General features: G+C 60.9%; 17 protein-coding genes. 12 read left to right on the top strand and 5 right to left on the bottom strand.

Annotated elements, in window-relative coordinates:
* Window positions 1-213: 213 nt before the first annotated feature.
* The 9 genes from DWW51_RS07710 (at window position 214) to DWW51_RS07670 (ending at window position 9946) form a co-directional block, all read left to right on the top strand.
* Window positions 214-510, top strand: coding sequence for a hypothetical protein (locus tag DWW51_RS07710; protein WP_089573322.1), 297 nt, complete (start codon window positions 214-216; stop codon window positions 508-510).
* Complete coding sequence (locus tag DWW51_RS07705; RefSeq protein WP_117582898.1) at window positions 507-1016, top strand: hypothetical protein; 510 nt, start codon at window positions 507-509, stop codon at window positions 1014-1016. The genes DWW51_RS07710 and DWW51_RS07705 overlap by 4 nt, the downstream gene beginning before the upstream one ends.
* Window positions 1017-1106: 90 nt before the next feature.
* Entirely contained in the window at window positions 1107-1706 is a 600-nt protein-coding gene (locus DWW51_RS07700; RefSeq protein WP_117774086.1) for a hypothetical protein, read from the top strand.
* Window positions 1690-1971: a hypothetical protein gene (locus DWW51_RS07695; RefSeq protein ID WP_117774085.1), complete on the top strand. Its 282-nt coding sequence runs from the start codon at window positions 1690-1692 to the stop codon at window positions 1969-1971. The genes DWW51_RS07700 and DWW51_RS07695 overlap by 17 nt, the downstream gene beginning before the upstream one ends.
* 18 nt (window positions 1972-1989) lie before the next feature.
* Window positions 1990-3420, top strand: coding sequence for a hypothetical protein (locus DWW51_RS07690; RefSeq protein WP_117774084.1), 1431 nt, complete (start codon window positions 1990-1992; stop codon window positions 3418-3420).
* 118 nt (window positions 3421-3538) lie between these two features.
* Complete coding sequence (locus tag DWW51_RS07685) at window positions 3539-4255, top strand: DUF554 domain-containing protein (protein ID WP_197032216.1); 717 nt, start codon at window positions 3539-3541, stop codon at window positions 4253-4255.
* Window positions 4256-4342: 87 nt separating this feature from the next.
* On the top strand, window positions 4343-6088 hold the full coding sequence (locus DWW51_RS07680) for a TerB N-terminal domain-containing protein (protein WP_231501607.1): 1746 nt from the start codon (window positions 4343-4345) through the stop codon (window positions 6086-6088).
* Window positions 6081-7385 carry an ATP-binding protein gene (locus DWW51_RS07675; protein WP_117774083.1) on the top strand — a complete coding sequence of 435 codons (1305 nt, stop codon included), beginning with the start codon at window positions 6081-6083 and terminating at the stop codon, window positions 7383-7385. Before DWW51_RS07680 ends, DWW51_RS07675 begins: the two co-directional genes overlap by 8 nt.
* A 116-nt stretch (window positions 7386-7501) precedes the next feature.
* Window positions 7502-9946: a DEAD/DEAH box helicase gene (locus DWW51_RS07670; protein WP_117774082.1), complete on the top strand. Its 2445-nt coding sequence runs from the start codon at window positions 7502-7504 to the stop codon at window positions 9944-9946.
* 100 nt (window positions 9947-10046) lie between these two features.
* On the opposite strand, the gene DWW51_RS07665 is transcribed toward DWW51_RS07670, so the two are convergent.
* The 4 genes from DWW51_RS07665 to DWW51_RS07650 form a co-directional block, all read right to left on the bottom strand.
* Window positions 10047-10922 (bottom strand): spermidine synthase, encoded by an 876-nt coding sequence (locus DWW51_RS07665; RefSeq protein ID WP_117774081.1) that lies wholly within the window; start codon window positions 10920-10922, stop codon window positions 10047-10049.
* Window positions 10923-12830, bottom strand: a complete 1908-nt coding sequence (locus DWW51_RS07660; protein WP_117774080.1) for an elongator complex protein 3 — start codon at window positions 12828-12830, stop codon at window positions 10923-10925.
* 97 nt (window positions 12831-12927) lie between these two features.
* Window positions 12928-13824: a DUF4097 family beta strand repeat-containing protein gene (locus tag DWW51_RS07655; protein WP_197032215.1), complete on the bottom strand. Its 897-nt coding sequence runs from the start codon at window positions 13822-13824 to the stop codon at window positions 12928-12930.
* Window positions 13824-14537, bottom strand: coding sequence for a helix-turn-helix domain-containing protein (locus tag DWW51_RS07650; RefSeq protein ID WP_117774078.1), 714 nt, complete (start codon window positions 14535-14537; stop codon window positions 13824-13826). Before DWW51_RS07650 ends, DWW51_RS07655 begins: the two co-directional genes overlap by 1 nt.
* A 267-nt stretch (window positions 14538-14804) precedes the next feature.
* Between DWW51_RS07650 and DWW51_RS07645 the strand changes: the two genes are divergently transcribed.
* From DWW51_RS07645 to DWW51_RS07635, 3 genes are all read left to right on the top strand, one after another.
* The gene (locus tag DWW51_RS07645) at window positions 14805-15677 is read left to right on the top strand and encodes a hypothetical protein (RefSeq protein ID WP_117563514.1); all 873 of its coding nucleotides are present in this window, start codon (window positions 14805-14807) and stop codon (window positions 15675-15677) included.
* 118 nt (window positions 15678-15795) lie between these two features.
* Window positions 15796-16635, top strand: coding sequence for a tRNA (guanosine(46)-N(7))-methyltransferase TrmB (locus DWW51_RS07640; protein ID WP_117647468.1), 840 nt, complete (start codon window positions 15796-15798; stop codon window positions 16633-16635).
* A 309-nt stretch (window positions 16636-16944) separates the two neighbouring features.
* On the top strand, window positions 16945-19626 hold the full coding sequence (locus DWW51_RS07635; RefSeq protein WP_117774077.1) for an RNA helicase: 2682 nt from the start codon (window positions 16945-16947) through the stop codon (window positions 19624-19626).
* 80 nt (window positions 19627-19706) lie between these two features.
* On the opposite strand, the gene DWW51_RS07630 is transcribed toward DWW51_RS07635, so the two are convergent.
* A complete protein-coding gene (locus tag DWW51_RS07630) occupies window positions 19707-21464 on the bottom strand; it encodes a DUF2130 domain-containing protein (protein ID WP_117774076.1) in 1758 nt (585 codons plus the stop codon).
* Window positions 21465-21493 lie beyond the last annotated feature (29 nt).

Here is a 21493-nt window from a genome sequence, read left to right as displayed (position 1 = left end):
TCGGCAGACGATGCTTTTGACACATATCGCCCCGCCGTCGCCGACCGCTCGATTGTCGCTCGAAAAAAGTTGAAGTAATTTTTCCCACCTTTTACCTGCGGAGATGTCAATCCGTCAAGCATTTGGTCAGAAATTGGTCAAGTAGCGGCTGATACGGTCGGCATCGACAGCCAAAACCGATAGAAGTTTGGCCCCAGAAGCAGGGAGGTTCCCATGGCATATTACTGGCCCCAGTACGGCGTCGCCATCGAGGTCGACGACGATCCCTATCTCCTGCCTTTCGACGAAGAGGCGTTCCCCGATACGGCGGTCTACCACGTCACCACCGATGTTATCTGCGACCCCGAGTCGTTCTCGGCGCTCGCCCACCACATCGCGCGTATCCACGACATCGAGCTCCCTCACGACTTTGACGAGCTCATCTACTCGCGCCGCCTGATGCTTCACATGCTCTTTGGAGCGGACCCGTCCACGTTCGCACGTGTCTACACCACCAAGGACGCCGCATGAGTGCGAAGAAGCCGCCCCGCCTCGCAGGACTGGGGCGTCGCAAGAAACTCGTCGTTGTCTGTCTGGCTATCGTCTGCGCCCTCATCGCCGTAGGGCTATACGCCTGGCAGTCGCAGCCCGTGCCCGAAGCGGGTGCCTCAGTCACGACGGCAGAGGGTAAATCGCGACAAGAAATCCAAGATGAGCTCGATGCCATCGTCCGCGACAACATGATGACGATTTCGGTCGCGCCGGTCGCTCAGCTACAGGAGGACGGCAAGCTGCGCGTCAACGTGCAAAACGTCCAAGACAATAAATTTCCCCAGCGATTCCGCGTCATCCAAAACGACGAGACCATGTACGAATCCGGTGTGGTCGAGACCGGCAAGACAATCGAGACGTGCCCCGCCGGCGACATCAAAGAAGGCGAGGCATACATCGAGATCCAGGCACTCGATGCCAAGACCCTCGACAGCCACGGCAATCCGACACGTGTCAAGGTACGGGTTGAGCAAACCGAGAACTAGCTTTTTCGGCCGACGCGGCACCGCACGCAATTCACCAGCATTCGTCCAATCATCGCGGGGACGGCCCGCGGCGAATAGAAAGGAACGACCATGGACATCACCAGGAACATGAACGGAGCCAGAGCGCTCGTCGTGGGCGCAGGGCTCGCGCTCGCGCTCGCAATGGGCGCCGCCCCGACGCCAGCTCTGGCAGCCGGGCGCGTTGGAACCACGAAAGTAATGGTCAGGACCGAGATCGACAACGTAGAGTTCAAAGTTCCGACGGTTATTCCCTTCGTCGCCAAGGCCGACGGCACGCTTCAGGGCCCCTCAGAAGACGCGACCACCATCGACAATCATTCGGCCTACGGCATCCATGTCACCAACATGAAGATCGACGCCATGAACACCTGGACCATTGCCGCCGACGCCAAGGCCGGAACCGCGCAGAATTCCATCGACTTTAAGGTCGGCCCCGACGGCGCACTCCAGAACGCCAGCGCCGCAATGCAGGAGACGGGCCTCGATCTTTCCAAGAATGCAGCCTTCGACATGGGCTACCAGGGCATTGCCGGCGGCACGGACAAAATTAAGCTCAAGGCAAGCGGAAACGTCGCCCGCGTCACGCGCGACATCTTCCGCGTAACCGGCGAAGGCGATCAGGTTGCAACGATCACCTGGACGGTCGAGCCCGGTGCGCACACGGCATAAGGCCGTCGCCCTGGCCGCCGCCGTCAGTATCCTAGCGTTTGGGCCAGCCATGGCCTTTGCCCAGCAAGAACAGGCGCAGGCCGCCACGCAGGTGACGGTCGGCCTCTCGGAGCTCGACCGCGGCAACTGCAAGGAACCGTTGGCACAGACAGACGACAGACGATGGCTCTTGGCAGCAGGCGCCACGGCAGCAGGCGCGGGAACCGCCGGCCTCGGTCTGCACATCAAACGCAGCCAGAAACGAAACACGGACAGGCCGCACTAAATTAGCTAAGGAGACCCCATGGCATCGAAGAACCTTTTGCCCGTCGTCGCACTCTGCGGCGCGCTCGCAACCGGAACGCCTGTCGCCGCTTGGGCGACTCCCGTCATGGCAGACTCCTTACCAGCAGCCCTAAGCTCCGCACCAAATCCGTCGAGCGCCATTGCGTGCAAGCGTTTTTCGTTCGCACAGGCCGCAATCTCAACCTCGGGATGCCTTCGTCGTAATACGGACGGCTCGATAGTCGTGGATATCAATCGTTCGAACAAGGCAAACGGCTCCCAGGCGGGGTGCGCCGTCTGCACGTGGCGCTCGATTGTGCTCGATGCAGATGGCGATCCGTGCGATTTGGGGTTGCGCATCGATATCGCTTCGGTCGATGACTCGGCGAACGGAGCGAAGGTCGCCTTCGACGGTGCGTTTTTCGAGAAAGGAGGCGGTATATGTCTGGGCTGCGCCGCCGCGAATGCAGACGATGTGCAGCCCACCCTCTCATTCACGGCATCGCTGCGGCTGACCAAGGCGGGCACCGATGCCATCGCGGCGGGAGAAGCATCCCTGCTGTTCTACGCCGCCAGTACCGAAGACACAGACATTCATTTCGAGAAGCCGGCCGGATCGCTCAGCCTTACGCGCGGGACGGAGGCAGGCCCTATTGCGATCGATACCCACACGCTAGGCAGGCAACGCATTCTTGCCGACCCGGCGCTTCTCGAGATGGAGTGGAACGGATCCGGAGCCGTCGGGATTGTCCCCTCCGCGCTTGACGCCAAGACGCTCCCCTCAAACGACGAACCCATCAACGCAACCATACAAGAAGAGAGCACGGACAAAGAAGCAGGTGCGGGCGACACGCCGTCGCCGACAAACAGCGTCCCAGCTTCTTTCGAAGCACCAAATGAGCCCGCTACCGGTCCAAACGATCCCGAGCTCGCGGACAGTCTGGGGCTTGCTGATCCTCAGGAGATCGATGAAGGTAACTGCTGCGTGCTTGCCGCCCTCGACCACACAGAGGTCATCGATGCTGCAAACATCGAAGTTGCCGCCGCCAATCAGCCCGTCCGCAAGTCGGCCATCATCGCATTTCCCGAATCCATCGAAGTCGTCTATTTGCCATCGGGCGAGGTCGTGGCCCCAACGCTGCTCACCTTGTTGGGCGCCAAGAATACTCGAAACGAAATTAAAAAGGTCACGGTTGTCGACCCTGCAACCACCGCTAAACTGCGTCTATACGCCGTTGCCCCAGACGGAGGCAAGACCTTGGAATTCGATGGCGACACACTTCTAGCCTGGCGACGTCTGGACATTATGCAAGACGTCTCGTATCAGATCGAACTCGAAGGGTTTGATCGTGCCCGCGATGCCAATATCATCGCCGCGGCTATTGAATCCCCGCAGCGGCTTATGACACTGCGCTTTGACTACTACCCCTATGTCCCGACAACCACCTGAGGCTTAAATGCTGCGCATCATTCCTAATACCACTTATATAACGTATTAGATGAGTCGCGATGTGCCTCGCATTTCGTTCTGCTACGATTGCCACGTTGGCATCAATACAGGGGGGCTCATGCCGGGCTTGGGAACAATCATCAACGTTGAGCTTTTAGTTGCGGGCGGTCTTTTGGGATTAGCGGGCGGCCGCTTCATTACACCGTACATCCAAGACACGCTCATGAAAGCATCGGGGCTGTGCGTCCTGTTTATCGGCCTGGGCGGCACCATGCAAAAGATGCTCATCATCGATGGAAAGGCGCTAGCGACCACCGGTACCACCATGCTCATCGTCTCATTTGCGCTCGGTTCGCTCATCGGCGAGGCCATCAACTTGGAGGCCGCCATCGAGAACCTTGGCGAATGGCTCAAGCGCAAGACTGGCAGTGAGGGCGATAACAAGTTCACCAACGCTTTTGTCTCGACTTCACTCACCGTGTGCATCGGCGCCATGGCCATTGTGGGATCGATCCAGGACGGCCTGCTCGGCGACTGGTCAACGCTTGCCCTCAAGGGCGCACTGGACTGCATCATCGTCTGCACCATGACGGCCTCGCTTGGCCGCGGCTGCATCTTCTCCGCCCTGCCCGTCGCCGTGTTCCAGGGGACGATCACGTTGTTTGCCGGCGCGCTCTCCCCCATCATGACCACAGCTGCCCTCAACAGCCTTTCGCTCGTAGGTTCCATGCTCATCTTCTGTGTCGGCGTCAACCTCATCCGTCCTCAGACCTTCCGCACGGCCAATATGCTTCCCTCCGTCGTCATCGCCGTCATCTACGCCCTCCTGTTCTAAATCTATCAACGCATCGGTATCTCGAACATCTGTTTGATGCTGTGCTATGATATGAGGTCACCGTAGCTGCGTTCGAGAGGAGGAGCGGTGGCCGACCAGGACATCAAGATGCTCATCGAGCGCATTATGGCCGAGGCCCGGACCCATCAGTCCGCCCGCTTCTCAAACGAAACCTACGCAGACGAGCCGATTCTCAAAACCGGCCGACAGATGCAGAATTTCCTCCCCGACCAATACCGCAAGATGCGTGAGATATCGCGTTGGCAAGAAGACCCAAAGGGCGGCGCGGGCCGTTGGCTTTCGGAAGCCGAACTTTTCTACCGCCAAGGCCTGCTGATGGCCGACTTTGAGGACGACTGTCCCTACAACGGCACCTTTAAGTCGTACTTTCCCACCTACAACGCCATGAGCGACCGGCAGTTGCGCGGCTACTTTACCTGGCGTGCCCAAGTGCGCCGCGGGAATATCGAGGAGACATCGACCTCGTTTGCCTTCTTGTATCTCTACGAGCTGATCTGCGGCATTGGCGTAGATGATCCGCTCGATGGTTTTAACAAGATCAAGGCTTTTTGGGATGTCTATCGCGCCTTCGAGCCCGGCATCGACCGGTTTGCGCGCGTGTGGCTGCAGGACTACGCCGTGTTCCACGGGCTCGACCCCAAGCTGCTTCGTGACTCTAAAACCGTCATGTTCGATAACGCCCTTATCGAGCTGCGGCGCGCGGCACGAGACCTTGTACCAGCACCGGCACCGTCGGACCAGGCGCCCAAGCGTCGCAAGGCCTCTGAGCCCACGCTCCCCCTTCCGCCCGACGAGGCGTGCGAGGAACGACTCATGGCCGCCATCAATGCCCTCTCCACGTACAACCTAAGTAACTCGCGGCTCGACCGCAGCCACCACCGCGATCTGCGCCACGTGGCGTGCGCCGCGTATGTCCGCATGGCGCGCTACTATGACACGCACCGAAAGACCAGCATCGTGGCGAGTTTATTTGGGGAGGAGACGGCCATGCCCTACACCATGTTTGCGTCGGCCGTATTCTTTGCGCCCGAGCGCCACGAGGACTGCGAATATCGCCTGGACCCCATTCACGTCTACCGCTGCCAAAACGGGTTTTGGGAATGCATGCGCATTCACGGCAGCAGACAAAAAAGTAGCAAGCTCGGTGAGATGATGCGCGCCTGCGACCAGCGTCTACGCCTGGCCCTGGACCCCGCCCATCCCCTTAAGGAAGAGAAGGTCCCCAAATATCTGGCCAAGATTATCGATGACGAGATTGTGGCATGGCTTTCGTGGGACGCCGCACACCAGCCCGTCAAGATCGATATCGATCTGAGTCAGCTGGGGTACATTCGGAGCGCCGCCGCGCAAACGCGCGAGGCGCTTTTGATCGACGAGGAGCGCGAGGACGGCCCGCTTGCGGATGCCGAGGTGGCAGTTGCCGAACGACCGGAAGCCGAGCCCGTGGCCGACACGATCGCCGAACCAGTCGCGACGACCATGCAGCAGGACGAGGCTAGCGAGCCGACCATCTCCACCGAGCAGTTTGGCGTCGTAGCCCCGCTCCTCGCGCCAACGCCCGCGCCCGCCGACACCGCGTCCGCACTCGATCCCGCCGCAGACGCCTATCTTCGAGCACTACTCGAGCAAAACGCAGCACAGACGGCATCGGCGGTGGAACAGTCGGGCAAGAGTGAGGACATGCTCGTCGATAGCATCAACGAAGCGCTCTTTGACCTGGTGGGCGACACCGTTATTGAATTTGGATCAGCAGGACCGCAAATTATCGAGGACTACGAAGCAGACGTGAGAGGATACTTAGACCATGAGTGATACCGCATCCGCAGCACCCCGTGTGCCCAAGCGCGTCGCCGCCGTCATTCTCAACTCGCTCAAGGGCGGCGTTGTCCCGCGCATTGGCCTTCCCTACATCACCGTAGGACGCGAGGTCGAGATCCGCGCCCTGCTCACCGACCTGAGTCTCATCGCCGACGGCGGCGCAAGCTTCCGTTTCCTAGTCGGTCGCTACGGCGCCGGCAAGAGCTTTTTGCTCCAGACCATCCGAACGCATGCCATGGGCGAGGGCTTCGTGGTCGCCGATGCCGACCTTTCCCCCGAGCGCCGCCTACAGGGCGGCCAGGGCCAGGGCCTCGCCACCTATCGCGAGCTCATCCGCAACATATCGACCAAGACGCGCCCCGAGGGCGGCGCGCTCAACCTTATCCTGGACCGCTGGGTCGCCTCGTGTGCCGAGGCCGACGAGTCTGCCGTCAATGCCCAACTGGCCCCGCTCGAGGAGATGGTCCACGGCTTTGACTTTGCCCGCATGCTCCGCCGTTATCGCACGGCCGTCTCGGAGGGTGACGAAGAAGCTATGAGTCGCGTGACCAAATGGATTCGCGGCGAGTACCGCACCAAGAGCGAGGCACGCGCCGAGCTGGGCTCCTCGACCATCATCAGCGACGACGACTGGTACGACTACGTTAAGCTCATTGCGCGCTTTTTGGTCTGCAGCGGCTACAAGGGCATGCTGGTGCTCATCGACGAGCTCGTGAATCTGTACAAGATTCCCAACGCGATCACGCGACAGTACAACTACGAGAAAATCCTAACGATGTACAACGACACGCTCCAGGGCAAAGCGCAGTACCTGGGCGTGATCATGGGCGGCACGCCAACCTCCATCGAAGACCGTCGCCGCGGCGTGTTCTCCTACGAGGCCCTGCGCAGCCGACTCGCTCAGGGTCGTTTTGCGCGCGATGATCTCAAAGACATGCTCGCGCCCATCATCCGTCTGCAGCCGCTCACCTACGAGGAGCTGCTGGTGCTCATCGAAAAGCTCATGCAAATTCACGCCGGCTACTTTGGCTGGACGCCCACGCTTACCGAGAACGACTTGGTTGACTTCCTCAAGATCGAGTTCGGTCGTGTGGGAGCCGACACGCATCTGACGCCCCGCGAGGTCATCCGCGACTTTATCGAGCTGCTCGACATCCTGTGTCAGAACCCCGACGCCAACGTGGCCGAGTTACTGCAAAGCGTCGGCGGCGACGCGATGGCGCCGGCAACCGCAACAGGCGACACCGATACCGCAGGCGGCGACCGCAATTTCACCGAGTTCACCATCTAACCTGCCAAAAATGGACAGGTTTATTTTGGTAGGTTTTATCTGGGCAAACGCCGATGTTGCAAGATATCGAGCCGTTGCCCGTTGTGTTGATCAGCCCGTTGTTGAGAGGAGGTCCCATGAACGCCTTTGACCGATATGCCCCGTTTATCCAAGACTTCATCTACTCCCACGATTGGGAGAGTCTGCGCTCTATCCAGGTTGCGGCGGCAGACGCCATCTTTAACACGCAGGACAACGTACTCCTGACGGCATCCACGGCTTCCGGCAAAACCGAGGCGGCCTTCTTTCCCATCCTGACCGAGTTTTGGGAGAACCCGCCCGCGAGCGTGGGCGCCCTCTACATTGGTCCCCTCAAAGCACTCATCAACGACCAGTTCGTTCGCCTCAACGACCTCTGCGAAGAGGCCGATATCCCTGTCTGGCACTGGCATGGCGACGTCTCGCAATCGCACAAGGCTAAGCTCATCAAAAAACCGAGCGGCATCTTGCAGATTACGCCCGAGTCGCTCGAGGCGCTCCTGATCCATAAGCACATGGCGATCCCGCGCATGTTTTGCGACCTGCGCTATGTGGTCATCGACGAGGTCCATTCGCTCATGCGCGGCGACCGTGGCGGGCAGACGCTCTGCCTTATTGAGCGCCTTTCGCGCATGGCGGGCGTACACCCCCGCCGTATTGGCCTTTCGGCCACCATCGGCGACCCCGAGCGCACGGGCGCTTTTCTCTCGCAGGGAACGGGACGTGACTGCGTTATCCCCCGTTTTGAGGAACCGCGCCGCGTATGGCGCATCTCCATGGAGCACTTCTACAACTCGGGCCCCCAGGCACAGCAGCGAGGATTCGAGAGCGCAGGTCCCCAAGAGGCCGAGGTGCTTGCGTGCGAGCGCATCGAGGCGGCGACGCCCACGGCACTACCCACCGGCACCCAGGACAGACGTCACAGCGGACAACTCACGCAGGAGGAGCGCCGCCAGCGTCGCGAACAGGCACAGGACAAGGCTACTTCCAGGGATCGCCGCGCTTCCTCGGCCCCCGAGGGCGAAGTCGACATCCCACGGGCAACCGAACAGGCACTTCTCAACCCCACCGACACCGCGCCCGAAAACGCCGACCCCGGCATGGGCTACATCTTTGAACATACGCGCGGCCGCAAGTGCCTGGTCTTTGCCAACTCGCGCGAGGAGGCAGAGGCCGTATGCTCCATGCTGCGCAGCTACTGCGAGAGCCGACACGAGCCCGACCGCTTTCTCATCCACCACGGCAATCTTTCGGCATCGCTACGCGAGACGGCAGAAGAGCTCATGCGCGATGAGGAACAGGCGCAGACAACCGTCACCACCTCCACGCTGGAGCTCGGCATTGATATCGGTCGCCTGGAGCGCGCGTTCCAGATCGATGCACCGTTTACCGTCAGCTCCTTTTTGCAGCGCATGGGACGCACGGGACGCCGCGATCTTCCGCCCGAGATGTGGTTTGTCATGCGCGAGGAGGAACCCGAGCCGCGCACGATGATGCCCGAGACCATTCCGTGGAAGCTCCTCCAGGGCATCGCGCTCGTACAACTCTATCGCGAGGAAAAGTGGGTCGAGCCGCCCGAGCTCGATCGACTCCCCTACAGTTTGCTCTATCACCAGACCATGTCGACGCTCGCCAGCACCGGCGAGCTCACACCGGCCGAGCTTGCTCAGCGCGTGCTCACGCTCAGCTATTTCCACCGCGTCTCGGCCGATGACTATCGCGTACTGCTGCGCCACCTCATCAAGATCGACCACATCCAGGTCACCGAGGGCGGTGGGCTCATCGTGGGCCTCGCTGGCGAGCGCATCATCAACAACTTTAAGTTCTACGCCGTGTTCCAGGAAAACGAGGAGTTTACCGTTCGCAGCGAATCGGCCGAGCTGGGCACGATCGTCAATCCCCCACCGCCCGGTGAGCGCATCGCCATCGCCGGACACTGCTGGATTGTCGAGGAAGTGGACTGGAAGCGTCATACCGTCTTTGCCACGCAGGTCAAGGGCCGTGTGCCGGCCTACTTTGGCGACTGTCCCGGCGATATCAATACACACGTACTCGAGCGCATGCGCAAGGCGCTCAACGAGCACGCGGCATATCCGTACCTCATGGGCAACGCACGGGCACGCCTTGCACAGGCTCGTCATACCGCCGAGATTTCGGGCGCGGGAACTAAACCGCTCATTAACCTGGGCGGCGACACCTGGGTGCTCTTCCCCTGGTTGGGAAGCTACGCCTTTTTGGCGCTCGAGCGCATGCTCAAGATTAAATGCGCCGCGGAGCTGGACCTTCGCGGGCTCGATCCGTCGCGTCCATACTTTATGCAGTTTAAGATGAAGGCCGATGAGGAGACGTTCTTCGAGGTGCTCGCCGCCGAGGCTGAGAAGGACTTCGACCCCATCGAGCTCGTCTATCCCGGCGAGGTGCCTTATTTTGATCGCTACGACGAGTACGTTCCCGAGGAGCTTGTGCGCAAAGGCTTCGCCAAAGGCGTGCTCGACATCGAGGGTATGAAGCAGCGCGTCCTCAGCTGGCGCGACCACGCATAAGACCAGTCTTTTTGGGACGGGGCTTGTTGAGCTACTTTGGCATAACCAAGAAGTAGCTAAAGAAGCCCCTTCATAAACAGATTGGTCGCAGGGAGACGCGCTAGTCGTGGAGAGCGGTGCCGAGGAAGTCGGCATTGAAAGGCACGGCTTCGGCAAAGGCGTAGTCGCCGTCGCTGGCGATGAGCAGGTAATTCTCTTCGCCGCCAAACTCCGCATCGCCACATGGGACCACCCAGGCGTGGGCGAATACCTCGAGTGCCGTGGCAGCGCAATCGCGCAGGAACGTCACATCGCTCCCCTCGTTTGCGCTCACGATATTGGCCACGTAGATACCCCCGGGGTTCAGGCTGCCCCGCACTAAACGCAATGCCTCAACCGTCGCCAGCTCGCGTACGGGCTCGGCACCGCCAAAGCAATCGCTCACGACCACATCGTAGCGACGATGACCCACGCTCGTCACGCCCAGATACGAGCGAGCCTCAGCGGTAATCACTCGCAGGCGATCGCCCACCGTGCGCTCCAGCTCGTCCAGGTAGAACCAACGGCGCGCCAGGCGCGTAATCTCGGCATCGTACTCAATGACGTCCATGCGCAAGCTCTCGTGCGACATCAGCGCAAACTTGGGATAGGCAAACCCGCCGCCGCCCAGCATGAGCATGCGGTCGATACCGTGACCATAGGCGTCATGCATTGCGCGCTCGGCCTCAAACACGTCGTCAAACGCACGATAGTACGCAAAGACGGGCTCTGCCCAACGCTCGCCAACGTAGCTTGCGCTTTGGTAGACTCCGCCTTGCACCAACACGCGAATCTCATCGCCGCCCTCATCGTGCACGCGTTTCACACGCGCCAACCCATTGCGGGTTCGCGCAACCTGCAGACAGACAGCACGAACAGCGACAGCGGCCGCACCAAGCGCCGCGGCTCCCAGAGCAACGCCGGCAACGACGCCGGCAGAAACACTCGGCTTGTTCATTTAGAGCTCCTTTTGCAGATAGAGTCCGTGGTCGTAGAAACCCAAATGGCGATAGTACTCGCGCGTACCGATCGCGCTAATCACGTTGATACGCGCATAACCCGCATCCCGGGCAATCTCGCACGCACGCTCCACCAACGAGCGCCCCAGTCCATGATGCTGAGCCGCCTGGCCTTGATCGCCCACGCGCGCTGCCATGCCATACACGTGCACCTCGCGAATCATCGCCTCCTCCGGCCCCGTCGGCAGCTCGTCCGCGTGCGCGGCAACAAACGAACGGTCGGGTAGCGACAGGCGCAAAAAGCCGGCGATCTTGCCCTGCGGCGTCACCCAATGCAAAAAGCGTTCGTGCGTCACCGGCGTCTCGTACGCCACTTCCTCGTCAAGGGTCAACTCGTCCAGGTCGGCACCCGCCGTGCTGATCTCGCGATAGCGAATCTCGCGCACCGTCGCGCCTTCCCCACGAGCCGCCAAGCGGTTTTCGACGAGTTGACGCAGGTTGGGCTTCTTGTTGCCCACCATAATGTCGTCGGAGCTAAAGTCGCGAATCATGCGGCTGATGCGGCAGAACGCCGGCGTCACCACGATGTCGTTTGCCAGCACATCGAGCAGCTCGTCCTCGGTATAGGGGCGCCACTCGCCACGCTCATAACAGCCCACCAGGCGCGAGCCCTCGATGAGCGCGCACGGGTAGACCTTGACCTCGTCGGGCATAAAGGCGCCCTCGGTCACAAAGCGCTCGTAGTCGCGCTTGTCCCCCTCGGGCGTAGCGCCCAGCAAGTTGAGCATAAAATGCGCGTGGATCTTAAAGCCAAACAGGCGCGCCAGCGAAAACGCACGCTCAATCTGAGCCACCGAAATGCGACGCTCGTTGATATCGAGCAGGTGCTGGTCGAGACTCTGGATGCCCATCTGAATCTTGGTGCAGCCCAGACGACGGATGAGCGTGAGCGCCAGCGGCGTTACGGCATCGGGGCGCGTCTCGATAACGAGCCCCACCACGCGATGCTTCGCCGTCTCGTTGATGCGCTGCTGCCGTTCAAGCTCTTCCATCGTCGCCATCTGCCACTCGGCGACCTCGCCCCACGGCGTGCCGGAGCCGTACAGTCGACGCACCGCACGGTTGTAGCCGCCCACGGCAGCATCCACACGCCCCTGCTCGTCGGCAACGCCGGCAGCAAGCTCGGCCTCATCAGTCGCAATGCCGGCAGCCCGATAGCGCTCGCGACGCTCCGCCACCACCGGCGGCAGGGCATCGGCGGGAGCGTCATCGAGCAGGCGCCCTGCCTCGGCACGGCTGATGCCCGGACGCGCCAACATGGGGTTTGCCGCCACGCCGGCGACGGCATCGTCATTGAGCGCACGGAAAAGTTCCGACATAAACCATGCCTGATACCCTTGCGGATAGTCGCTCCAGGTACCGCCGAGCACGATGAGCTCGATCTTATCGGTCGCATGACCCATCTGCGAAAGTGCCGTCAAACGGGCACTCACCTGCAGATATGGATCGAAGCAGTTTTGCTCTGCACGGGCGCACGCCGGCTCGGCGTGCAGATAGCTTTTAGGCATGCGCAGATCGTTGGGGCAAAACAGGCAATCGCCCGAGCACGGCCAGGGCTTGGTGATGACGGTAATGGTCGCCACGCCCGAAGCCGTGCGGCGCGGCTTCATACGCAGCACCTGCAGCAGCTGACGCTCCAGTTCGGCATCGACATTCCATCCAGCCCAACGAGCCGGCTCCTCGCGCTTCACCCGCTGGTAAAACGGCAGCAGGCGGCGCTTGGCCAAATCGCGTTTGTCGACACCCTCGCGGCGTGCCTCGGCATGTATCAGTTTGACGAGCGCCTTGTCGTCTACAGTCTCGCCGCGACGCAGGGCCTCGAGTATGCTCAAAATAATCTGTTCCATGACCCCATTGTAAAGGCAAAGGCGCCGAAGCCGACCACGGCCCCGGCGCCTCCATCAAAGAGAATGCCTATATGTACCGATCTCCGAAAACCGCCCATCACTCCGAATCAAACGACATGTCGCCCGAACCGACCTTAAAGCGATACGTGGCAGACTTATCACCGTTGTCGAATTCATGATTCAAAGTGGTCTCGCCATCGTAGCCAAGCGGAAGGAAATCACTCTCGAAGTCACCGCTGCCCACGGTGAGGCGCGCCTTAAAGCCCGTAGAGTTCGGAACCGTTATCTCCACATCGCCCAAGTCCACGCTTACATCCATCGACTTCGCGGGGGCCTGGTAGAGCTCGAACGTCACATCGCCCGAACCGACCTCGGCATTCAGGGTGTCGGTCACGGTACCCGCAAACTCGACGTCTCCCGAGTCCAACGTCAAATCGAAGTCGTGGCACGCAATGTCCGTGATCGTCAGGTCTCCCGACCCCACATTCGCCGAAATGTCCATCATGTTATCGGCAAGCTCGCGCGGCAGCTCGACGGTAACCGTGCGGTCAATGGCGCGCTCGTCATCGCAATCGAACTGGCGAATCTTGAGCGCAGAACCCTTAACCTCGGCCAGATTCTGAGTGGCAGCATCGTAGGTAGCTACCCCCTTTGCAACACGACCGCTCTCGATGACACGCACCTGCCCGCCGGAAACGCACTTGATCTCAACCTCACCCGATGTCACATCCAGGTCAAGGGACTGGAATGAGTCGGCATCAAACGTTTCGCTCGAAAGCTGCCGAGACTGAGCGGAATAGTTACCGCCATCCAAAGAATCGTCCCCGTCAACCACATCGTCCATACCGGACAAACCGGATGCAATATCGCCGAGATCCCACGGGCCATCAAAATGAAACAATATCCGCGAAGTGCCAAAGATAAGCCCGATGATGAGCACGAACGCTCCGATACCGACGCCCAGGCGGACCTTGGACTCATGCGAGAGCTTCATCATTCATCACCTTCTTTGGCGCTCGGCTCAGCGGCGGTCGAGGAAGCCACGTCAGTATCAACCGCAGCGGAAACATCCTGAGCCTTAGCCGCCTCCGGCGCCGGACCAACCTGAATATCCCCGCGTGCCCAATCGCCATCGAGCGCACGCGCCACCCAGTGATAGATGGGGATTGTAAAGAAGATCAGCGCGGCAAAGGAGCCACCAAACAGGAACATCAGCAAAAAGAACAGCAGCGAGCACACGGCCCAATACGGAAACGACTGGAACGGACCTTTCACCGGAGTCGAGCCAGCTGCGCCGCCACTCGTCACCTGCGCCGTAGCGGCATTGGCGGCCTGCGCGCTCCAGCTTGCCGCTTGCGCCGCCTTGGCGGCGGCATCACTCGCCTGTGTTGCCGCCTCGGTAGCACGTGCCGCTGCCTCATGGGTACGGGCGCGCTCCGCTGCCTCGGCCTCGCGCTGACGGGCGCGGTCCTCGTTCTCAAACTCGATATCGTCCTCGATCTCATCGCTCGGATTAAGGAGCTCATCCAAACTCACGCCATAGAGTTTTGCGAGCGAGATCAGGTTCTCGGTATCGGGCGAGCTCTCCGCACGCTCCCATTTACTGACCGCCTGGCGCGACAGCCCCAGCTTTCGCGCCAGCCCTTCTTGGCTAAAACCCTTGCTGCGACGAAGGTCGGCGAGCCGCTGCGCAGTTTCTACATTCATGGTTCCTCCTATGCGATGCCAGCCGTGCCGCCGGACCGTTTTTGTTCTTAAGGCGCCTTGCTCAGTTAAAAATCTATCCGCCACCGCCAAAAGCATGCCACCTATTCTAGTGAGATTTTTGACAACCGGCGGTTGCGGGCATATATGAGCTGCGGAAATGTGTCCAAACAAAGCAATGACCCGCAGCTCGGTTGTCCCCGTTGCGGCGTTAACGGTAGTATGGTCGTACTGTTTATTCCGCACCGCCAACGGAGGGAGTTCCGCGCCGTGAACCGCGATTTCGCCTCATCGCTCATTCAGCTCAACAATACGTTCTATCGCGAGCACTCCGCCTCCTTCTCCGATACGCGCCAGGCACCGTGGCCCGGCTGGGTACGCACCATGGACATAGCGCTCGAGCAGCTCGACGTCGCCACGATCGAGCATCCCGTCCGCGTCTTCGATCTTGCCTGCGGCAACATGCGATTCGAGAACTTTGCCGCCGGCGGCGCACTTTCCGCCAAGGGCGTCGACGGCGCAAACCCCTCGGCAGACGCCAGTTGCCCGTTTGAGTTCTATGGTGTTGACTCGTGTCAGGATTTGGCTATCGATGCGCACGGTCACGCCCTGCGCATTCCCAACCTGCACTTCCAGGAACTCGACGTACTCGATGCCCTCATGAAGCTCAACCCCGCCGAGACACCCGACGTGCTTTTCGACGCCCCGCTCGCCGACATCTCGGTCTGCTTTGGCTTTATGCACCACGTGCCGTCGTGCGAGTACCGCGTACGCGTGCTCGACGCCCTGGTGCGCCAGACGCGCCCAGGCGGCATCATCGCCATCAGCTTTTGGGAGTTTATGAACGACGAGCGCATGGCGCGCAAGGCCGTTCGCGCCGAAGCCCGCGCCGAGCTCACCCCGCCGTTTGAAAGTTACGATTCCGCGCAGTTTGAAGCCGGCGACCACCTCATTGGCTGGCAAAACGACCGCCACGCCTACCGCTATTGCCATCACTTTGACGATCAGCAGATCACCGACCTGGTGCGCGGCGTGCGCACATTCTACAAGAGCGGCGAGGTCCCCGTGCGCGAGCTTGAGCGCTTCCATGCCGACGGTCGCAGCGGCGAGCTCAACCGTTACGTGATTCTCAAGCGCCTGTAGGCATCGGCGACTTGCCGCCGAGCCGCACCGCAACTTTCGGGCAAGCTATGCCCCACCCTTTTCAACCCATTGATGGAACGTGCTGCCATGCGTTCCATACTCATGATCAAGGAGCCTCATGGGAGCCGTCCACGTTCGCACGCCTAAGAACTTTGTGCTCGAGGAGCGCCTGGAGCGCTACGCCGATGCGATTGAGACGAACCCCGAGGCCTATGCCGGAGATTGGCGCGAGGCTTGCGCGCCAGTTGGCAGCAAGCCCTTCGAACACCTTCACCTGGATCTTGGCTGTGGCAAGGGAACGTACCTTGTAGAGCGCGCGGCCCACGAGCCAAACACCCTCTTTATCGGTATGGACCAGGAGCCCATCTGCATCGCCTATGCCGCACAGAAAATCTGCGAGCAGGAGCTGTCCAACGCACTCGTCCTGCCCCGAGGCGCCGCATCGCTGCCGCAGCTGTTTGCCGCAGGCGAGCTCGATGCCATTACCATTAACTTTCCCACGCCGCAGCCCAAGGCCAAGTACGCCAAAAAACGACTCGTCCATGTCGACCATCTGATGCTCTACCGCCCGCTCTTTTCAGCCGGCGCCACCGTCACACTGCGAACCGACAGTAAGCCATTGCGCGACTACGCCCTGGGGCAGTTTGCCGCGGCCGGCTACGACACGCTTTGGGTAAGCGACGACGTCCGCCGCGACCATCCCGAGCATCCCGAGACCGAGTACGAATGCCGCACGCGCGAGATGGGTGCCGTCGTCTATGGCATTTGCGCCACACCCGGCGCGCAGCCCAGCAATGAACAGCTCGCGGCGGGCCGCGCGCAGGAGCAAAGCCTTGCCTGCTACCTGCCCGAAAACCTCGATGAGCTCACCTATGTACCTCTGGGCATGGAAGAGGCCGTCGAGAACTTTAGAAACCGCGCCCGCAAAGGCAAGAAGCGCCTGCCGCAAGAGTCCTAGGGGCTTCTGATGGTCGCGGCGTCGGCAAACAAGCGCAAATTGGCGCCAGCGAACGGCCCTCAAACCTAAGTGAGTAGACTTTTTTGCAATAGCCAGGCACAGCCCGCATAGCGAAACATAAAACCGCAGGTAGAACCCTTGCGCAAAAGACATGTGCTCGCAATATCGCAAAAAGTCTACTCACTTGGCTAGCGACTACACTAAACGGCTGGGCAGAACGCCCATTTCCTGCATTTTCTTGCCTGCGAACGCATCGATGCGACGCTACGCCATAATAGTTGGCGGACAATCGCGAGAGAAAGCAAACACATGGCACAGACCACGACAGATATCGCCGCCAGCACCGTCCCCGGTGCCGGAGCCGCCAGTTCATTCTCGGGCGGCACGGGAACCGAAGCCGAATTCGGCTCACTCGGTGCGCTCTCCCCCACCTGGTGGGAGCCCGAGGACGGCAGCGAGCCCGAACCGTGGCTCACGCCCGACCAGGCCTTCGAGCGCTTCTTTGAATGGACGAGCGATCGCGGTATTGAGCTGTGGGACCACCAGGAAGAGGCCCTCATGGATCTAGCCGCCGGCGATCACGTCATTCTGGGCACGCCGACCGGATCGGGCAAGTCGCTTGTCGCGCTGGGCATGCTCTTTATGGGCATGGCACAGGGCAAACGCTGCTATTACACGGCCCCCATCAAGGCTCTGGTCAGCGAGAAGTTTTTCGACCTTGTGCAGGTGCTCGGCCGCGATAACGTCGGTATGATCACCGGCGACACGCATATCAACACCAAGGCGCCCGTCATCTGCTGTACGGCAGAAATCCTCGCCAACGACGCACTACGCGAGGGCGAAGATGCCGATGTTGGCTGCGTCGCCATGGACGAGTTCCACTACTTTGCCGACCCCGATCGCGGTTGGGCCTGGCAGGTGCCGCTGCTCACCCTGCCTCACACGCAATTCATGCTCATGAGCGCCACGCTCGGCGATGTCACTGCCATCGCCGCCTCACTCGAGGAGCACACCGGCGCTGCTTGCGACTTGGTCGTCGACGCCCCGCGTCCTGTTCCGCTGAGTTACGACTATGTGACGACCTCCCTCGAGGGCACGGTCGAGCTCGCCATGCGCCGCGACGAGGCCCCACTCTATATCGTGCACTTTAGCCAGGATGCCGCACTTGCGACGGCACAGTCGCTCGCCAATTTTGGCATTGCCAACAAGGAGCAGCGCGAGGCCATCAAGGAGGCGGCCAAGGGCACGAGCTTCTCGACGGCCTTCGGCAAAATCCTCAAGCGCTTGCTCGGATGCGGCGTCGGCGTGCACCATGCTGGCATGTTGCCGCGCTACCGCCTGCTGGTCGAGCGCTTGGCGCAGCAGGGCCTGCTACCCGTCATCTGCGGCACCGATACGCTCGGCGTCGGTATCAACGTGCCCATCCACACCGTGGTGCTCACCGCGCTCACCAAGTTCGATGGCTATAAGATGCGTCGTCTGCGCGCCCGCGAGTTCCATCAGATTGCCGGTCGTGCCGGCCGCTCGGGCTTCGATACCGAGGGCATGGTCATCGCCGAGGCACCCGAGCACGAGATCGAGAATGCCAAGCTTATGGCCAAGGCGGGCGACGACCCCAAAAAGCTCCGCAAGATTAAAAAAAAGAAGGCCCCCGAGGGCTTTGTCACCTGGAACAAGCAGACGTTCGAGCGCCTGATCGAGACGCAGCCCGAGACACTCAAGCCGCGCCTGCGCATCACGCACTCCATGGTGATTAGCGTGGTCGAGCAGGGTGGCGATGCCCGAGCCCGCGTACACGACCTCATCGAGACGAGCCTGCAGACCCCCGAGGAAAAGGCAAAGCTCGAGGTTCGCGCCGACGAGATCTTCGCCACGCTCATCGATTCCGGCGTCGTCGTGCGCACCGAGGTGCCGCCCGCACCCGACGCTCCGGCTGACGCCGCGCCGGACATCGACTACGCGCTGACGGTCGACCTGCCCGAGGACTTTGCGCTCGATCAGCCGCTCTCGCCGTTTTTGCTTGCCGCGCTGGAGCTGCTCGACCCCGAGAGCGAGACCTATACCATGGACCTCATCTCGATGGTCGAGGCTACGCTCGAGAACCCCAAGCAGGTGCTGCGCGCACAGGAGCGCGCCGCACGCGATCGGGCTATGGCCGAGATGAAGGCCGACGGCATCGAATATGAGGAGCGTCTGGAGCGTATTCAGGACGTCACGTACGAAAAACCGCTCGAGGATTTGCTCGACGCCGCTTTTGACAAGTACTGCCAGGAAGTACCCTGGGCAAACGACTACCAGCTCTCTCCCAAGAGCGTTCTGCGCGATATGCTGGAAAGCGCGAGCGATTTTAAGGGCTACATTCAAAAGCTCGGCATCGCCCGCTCAGAGGGCATTTTGCTGCGCTACCTGGCAGAGGCCTACCGTTCTCTCGACCGCACCGTACCCATCGAGAAGCGCGACGAGCGCCTGCGCGACATTATCTCGTGGCTGGGCTTTGTGGTGCGTTCGGTGGACTCGAGCCTGGTGGACGAGTGGGAGAACGCCGGCAACCCGGCAGCCCTCAACGCCGCGCCGCCGCAGGGCATCGACGAGGTCGTTGCGGACCGTCGCGGCTGCACGTTGTTGGTGCGCAACGCGCTCTTCCGCCGCGTGACCCTTGCCGCCCGCGAGCACGTTCGCGACCTGGGCGAACTCGACGACGACTGGGGCATGAGCGAAATACGCTGGCAAAAGGCGCTCGATGCCTACCATGAGCAGCACGAGGAAATCCTCACCGACGGAGATGCCCGCAGCGCCGCGATGTTTTCCATCGACGAGTCCGACGAGAAGACCGCGCACGTATGGCACGTGCACCAGATCTTTGCCGACGAGGACGGCGACCACGACTTTGGCATCACGGGCGATGTCGATCTGGACGCCACGCAAGACGGCGGCGAGGTCATCTTCAAGAACTACCGCGTCGGCTTTATCGAGGACCTGCTCGAGGACTAGCCGGGCACAATGGAATGGAACGAAGCGGGGCCGCTGGCAACATTGCCAGCGGCCCCGCTTTTTGCGCGATACGCTATCCCCTACTCGACATCCTCGACCTCATACGAATCCGCCTCGGCTGGCTCATCGTTTGTCTCTGGCGCAGCCTCGCGCGCCTCGTCAAAGGCGGCCTTCATGGTCTTGTTTCCCCACGTGAGCTTGCGAATGGTAAGCTCATCGGCCTTGTTGTGGGCCAGGCGCAGGTTCTCGGTGCTGCGGCGCAGATCGTCCTTGGTCTTCTCGAGCTGCTTGATGGCGGCATCGATCTCCTTGATCGCCGATTCGAATTGCTTGCTCGCCAGGTTGTAGTTGCGCGAGAAGCCATCCTTGAACTTCTCCATCTTGGCCTCGAAGTTCGTGACGTCGATGTTCTGCTGTTTGTACTCCGCCAGCTCCTGCTTATAGCGCAGCGAACCCATGGCGGCGTTGCGAAGAAGCGTGATCATGGGAATGAAGAACTGCGGGCGGATCACGTACATCTTCTCGTAGCGATAGCTCACGTCCACAATTCCCGCGTTGTAAAGCTCGCTCTCGGGCTCGAGCAGCGTGCAAAGCACCGCGTACTCACAGCCTTTCTGGCGACGATCGTGATCGAGCTTCTTAAAGAAGTCCTCGTTTTTATGCTTGGTCGCGGTCTCATCGTTCTCGTTTTTCATCTCTAACATAATCGAAATGACCTCGTTGCCGCTCGCGTCGCACTCGCGGAAGATAAAGTCGCCCTTGGTACCCTCGGACGCATCGTTGTCTTTCTCGAAGTACGCATTGGGAAACGCCGTCATGCGCAGGCGATTGAACTCGGTCTCGCAGTGCTGTTCTAGCGATTCGCCCACCATCTTGGTAGACAGACGCACCTTCATGTCCTTAAGGCGCTCGATCTCTTCATCCTTGTAGCGAATCAACTCGTCGCTCACGCGCTTGGCCTGCGCAAGCTCAAGCTCGTGGGCAGCCTTGGCCTGTTCCTCACGCGAATCGCGCACCGCCAGCTCACTCGTCAGCTTGGCACGCGCCTCATCGCGCTCTCGCTCCGCCGCGGCGACCGCCTCCGACAGGTTCATTTTTGCCATCAGTTCCTGCTCGCGCAGCTGGGCACGCAGGCCCTCGGCCTCTTGCTCGGACTGAGCCTTTGCGGCGGAAAACTTCTCTTGCACCTTCGCGCGATAGTCAGTAAGCGCGCGCTCGGCCTCGCTGCGAGCGGCATCGAGCTCACGCTGCGACTCTGCCGCGGCAGCGGCAAGCGCCATCTCCTGGGCCTTGTCCGCCGCGGCGATCCTGGCCTGCAGCTCGGCAATCTGAGCGTCGCGCGCGGACAGGTCGTTTTGAGCAGCATTGCGTGCCGCCGCCTCGGCAAGCCTGGCTTCATCATCTTTGCGCTCCAACTGCGCACGTAAATTGTCGATCTCGCGCTGAAGCTCGGCATTCTCCTTTTGAGCATCGGAACGAGCCTCAACCGCCGCGCGCTGACTTGCACTCTCGCGCTCTGCGGCAGCGCCTTCGAGCTTGGCGCGCAGCTCGGCAAGCTCAGCGTCGCGCTTGGCAACCTCTTGTGCCAGCTGCTGAGCTGCAGCGTTCTTCTGCTCGACAAGCTGAGCGTCGCGCTGAGACTCTGCCTTTTGCAAAGCAGCCGTCGAGCGCGAGCGCTCAAGCTCCAGTGCCTGCTCGCCCTCGCGCTGGACCGCCTTCACGCGCTCATCCAGGTCGCGCGAGAACTCGGCATCGCGCACCTGCTTGACGATATCCGCATAGCCGGACGCATCGACCTTAAAAACTTCGCCACAATGCGGGCACTTGATCTCGTTCATAGCAGCTCCTCGATGGACGCAAATTTCAA

Origin of the sequence: Collinsella sp. AF15-51, from assembly GCF_003462845.1 — a bacterium.
GTDB lineage: Bacteria > Actinomycetota > Coriobacteriia > Coriobacteriales > Coriobacteriaceae > Collinsella.
This window is presented reverse-complemented; position numbering and strand designations above follow the sequence as displayed.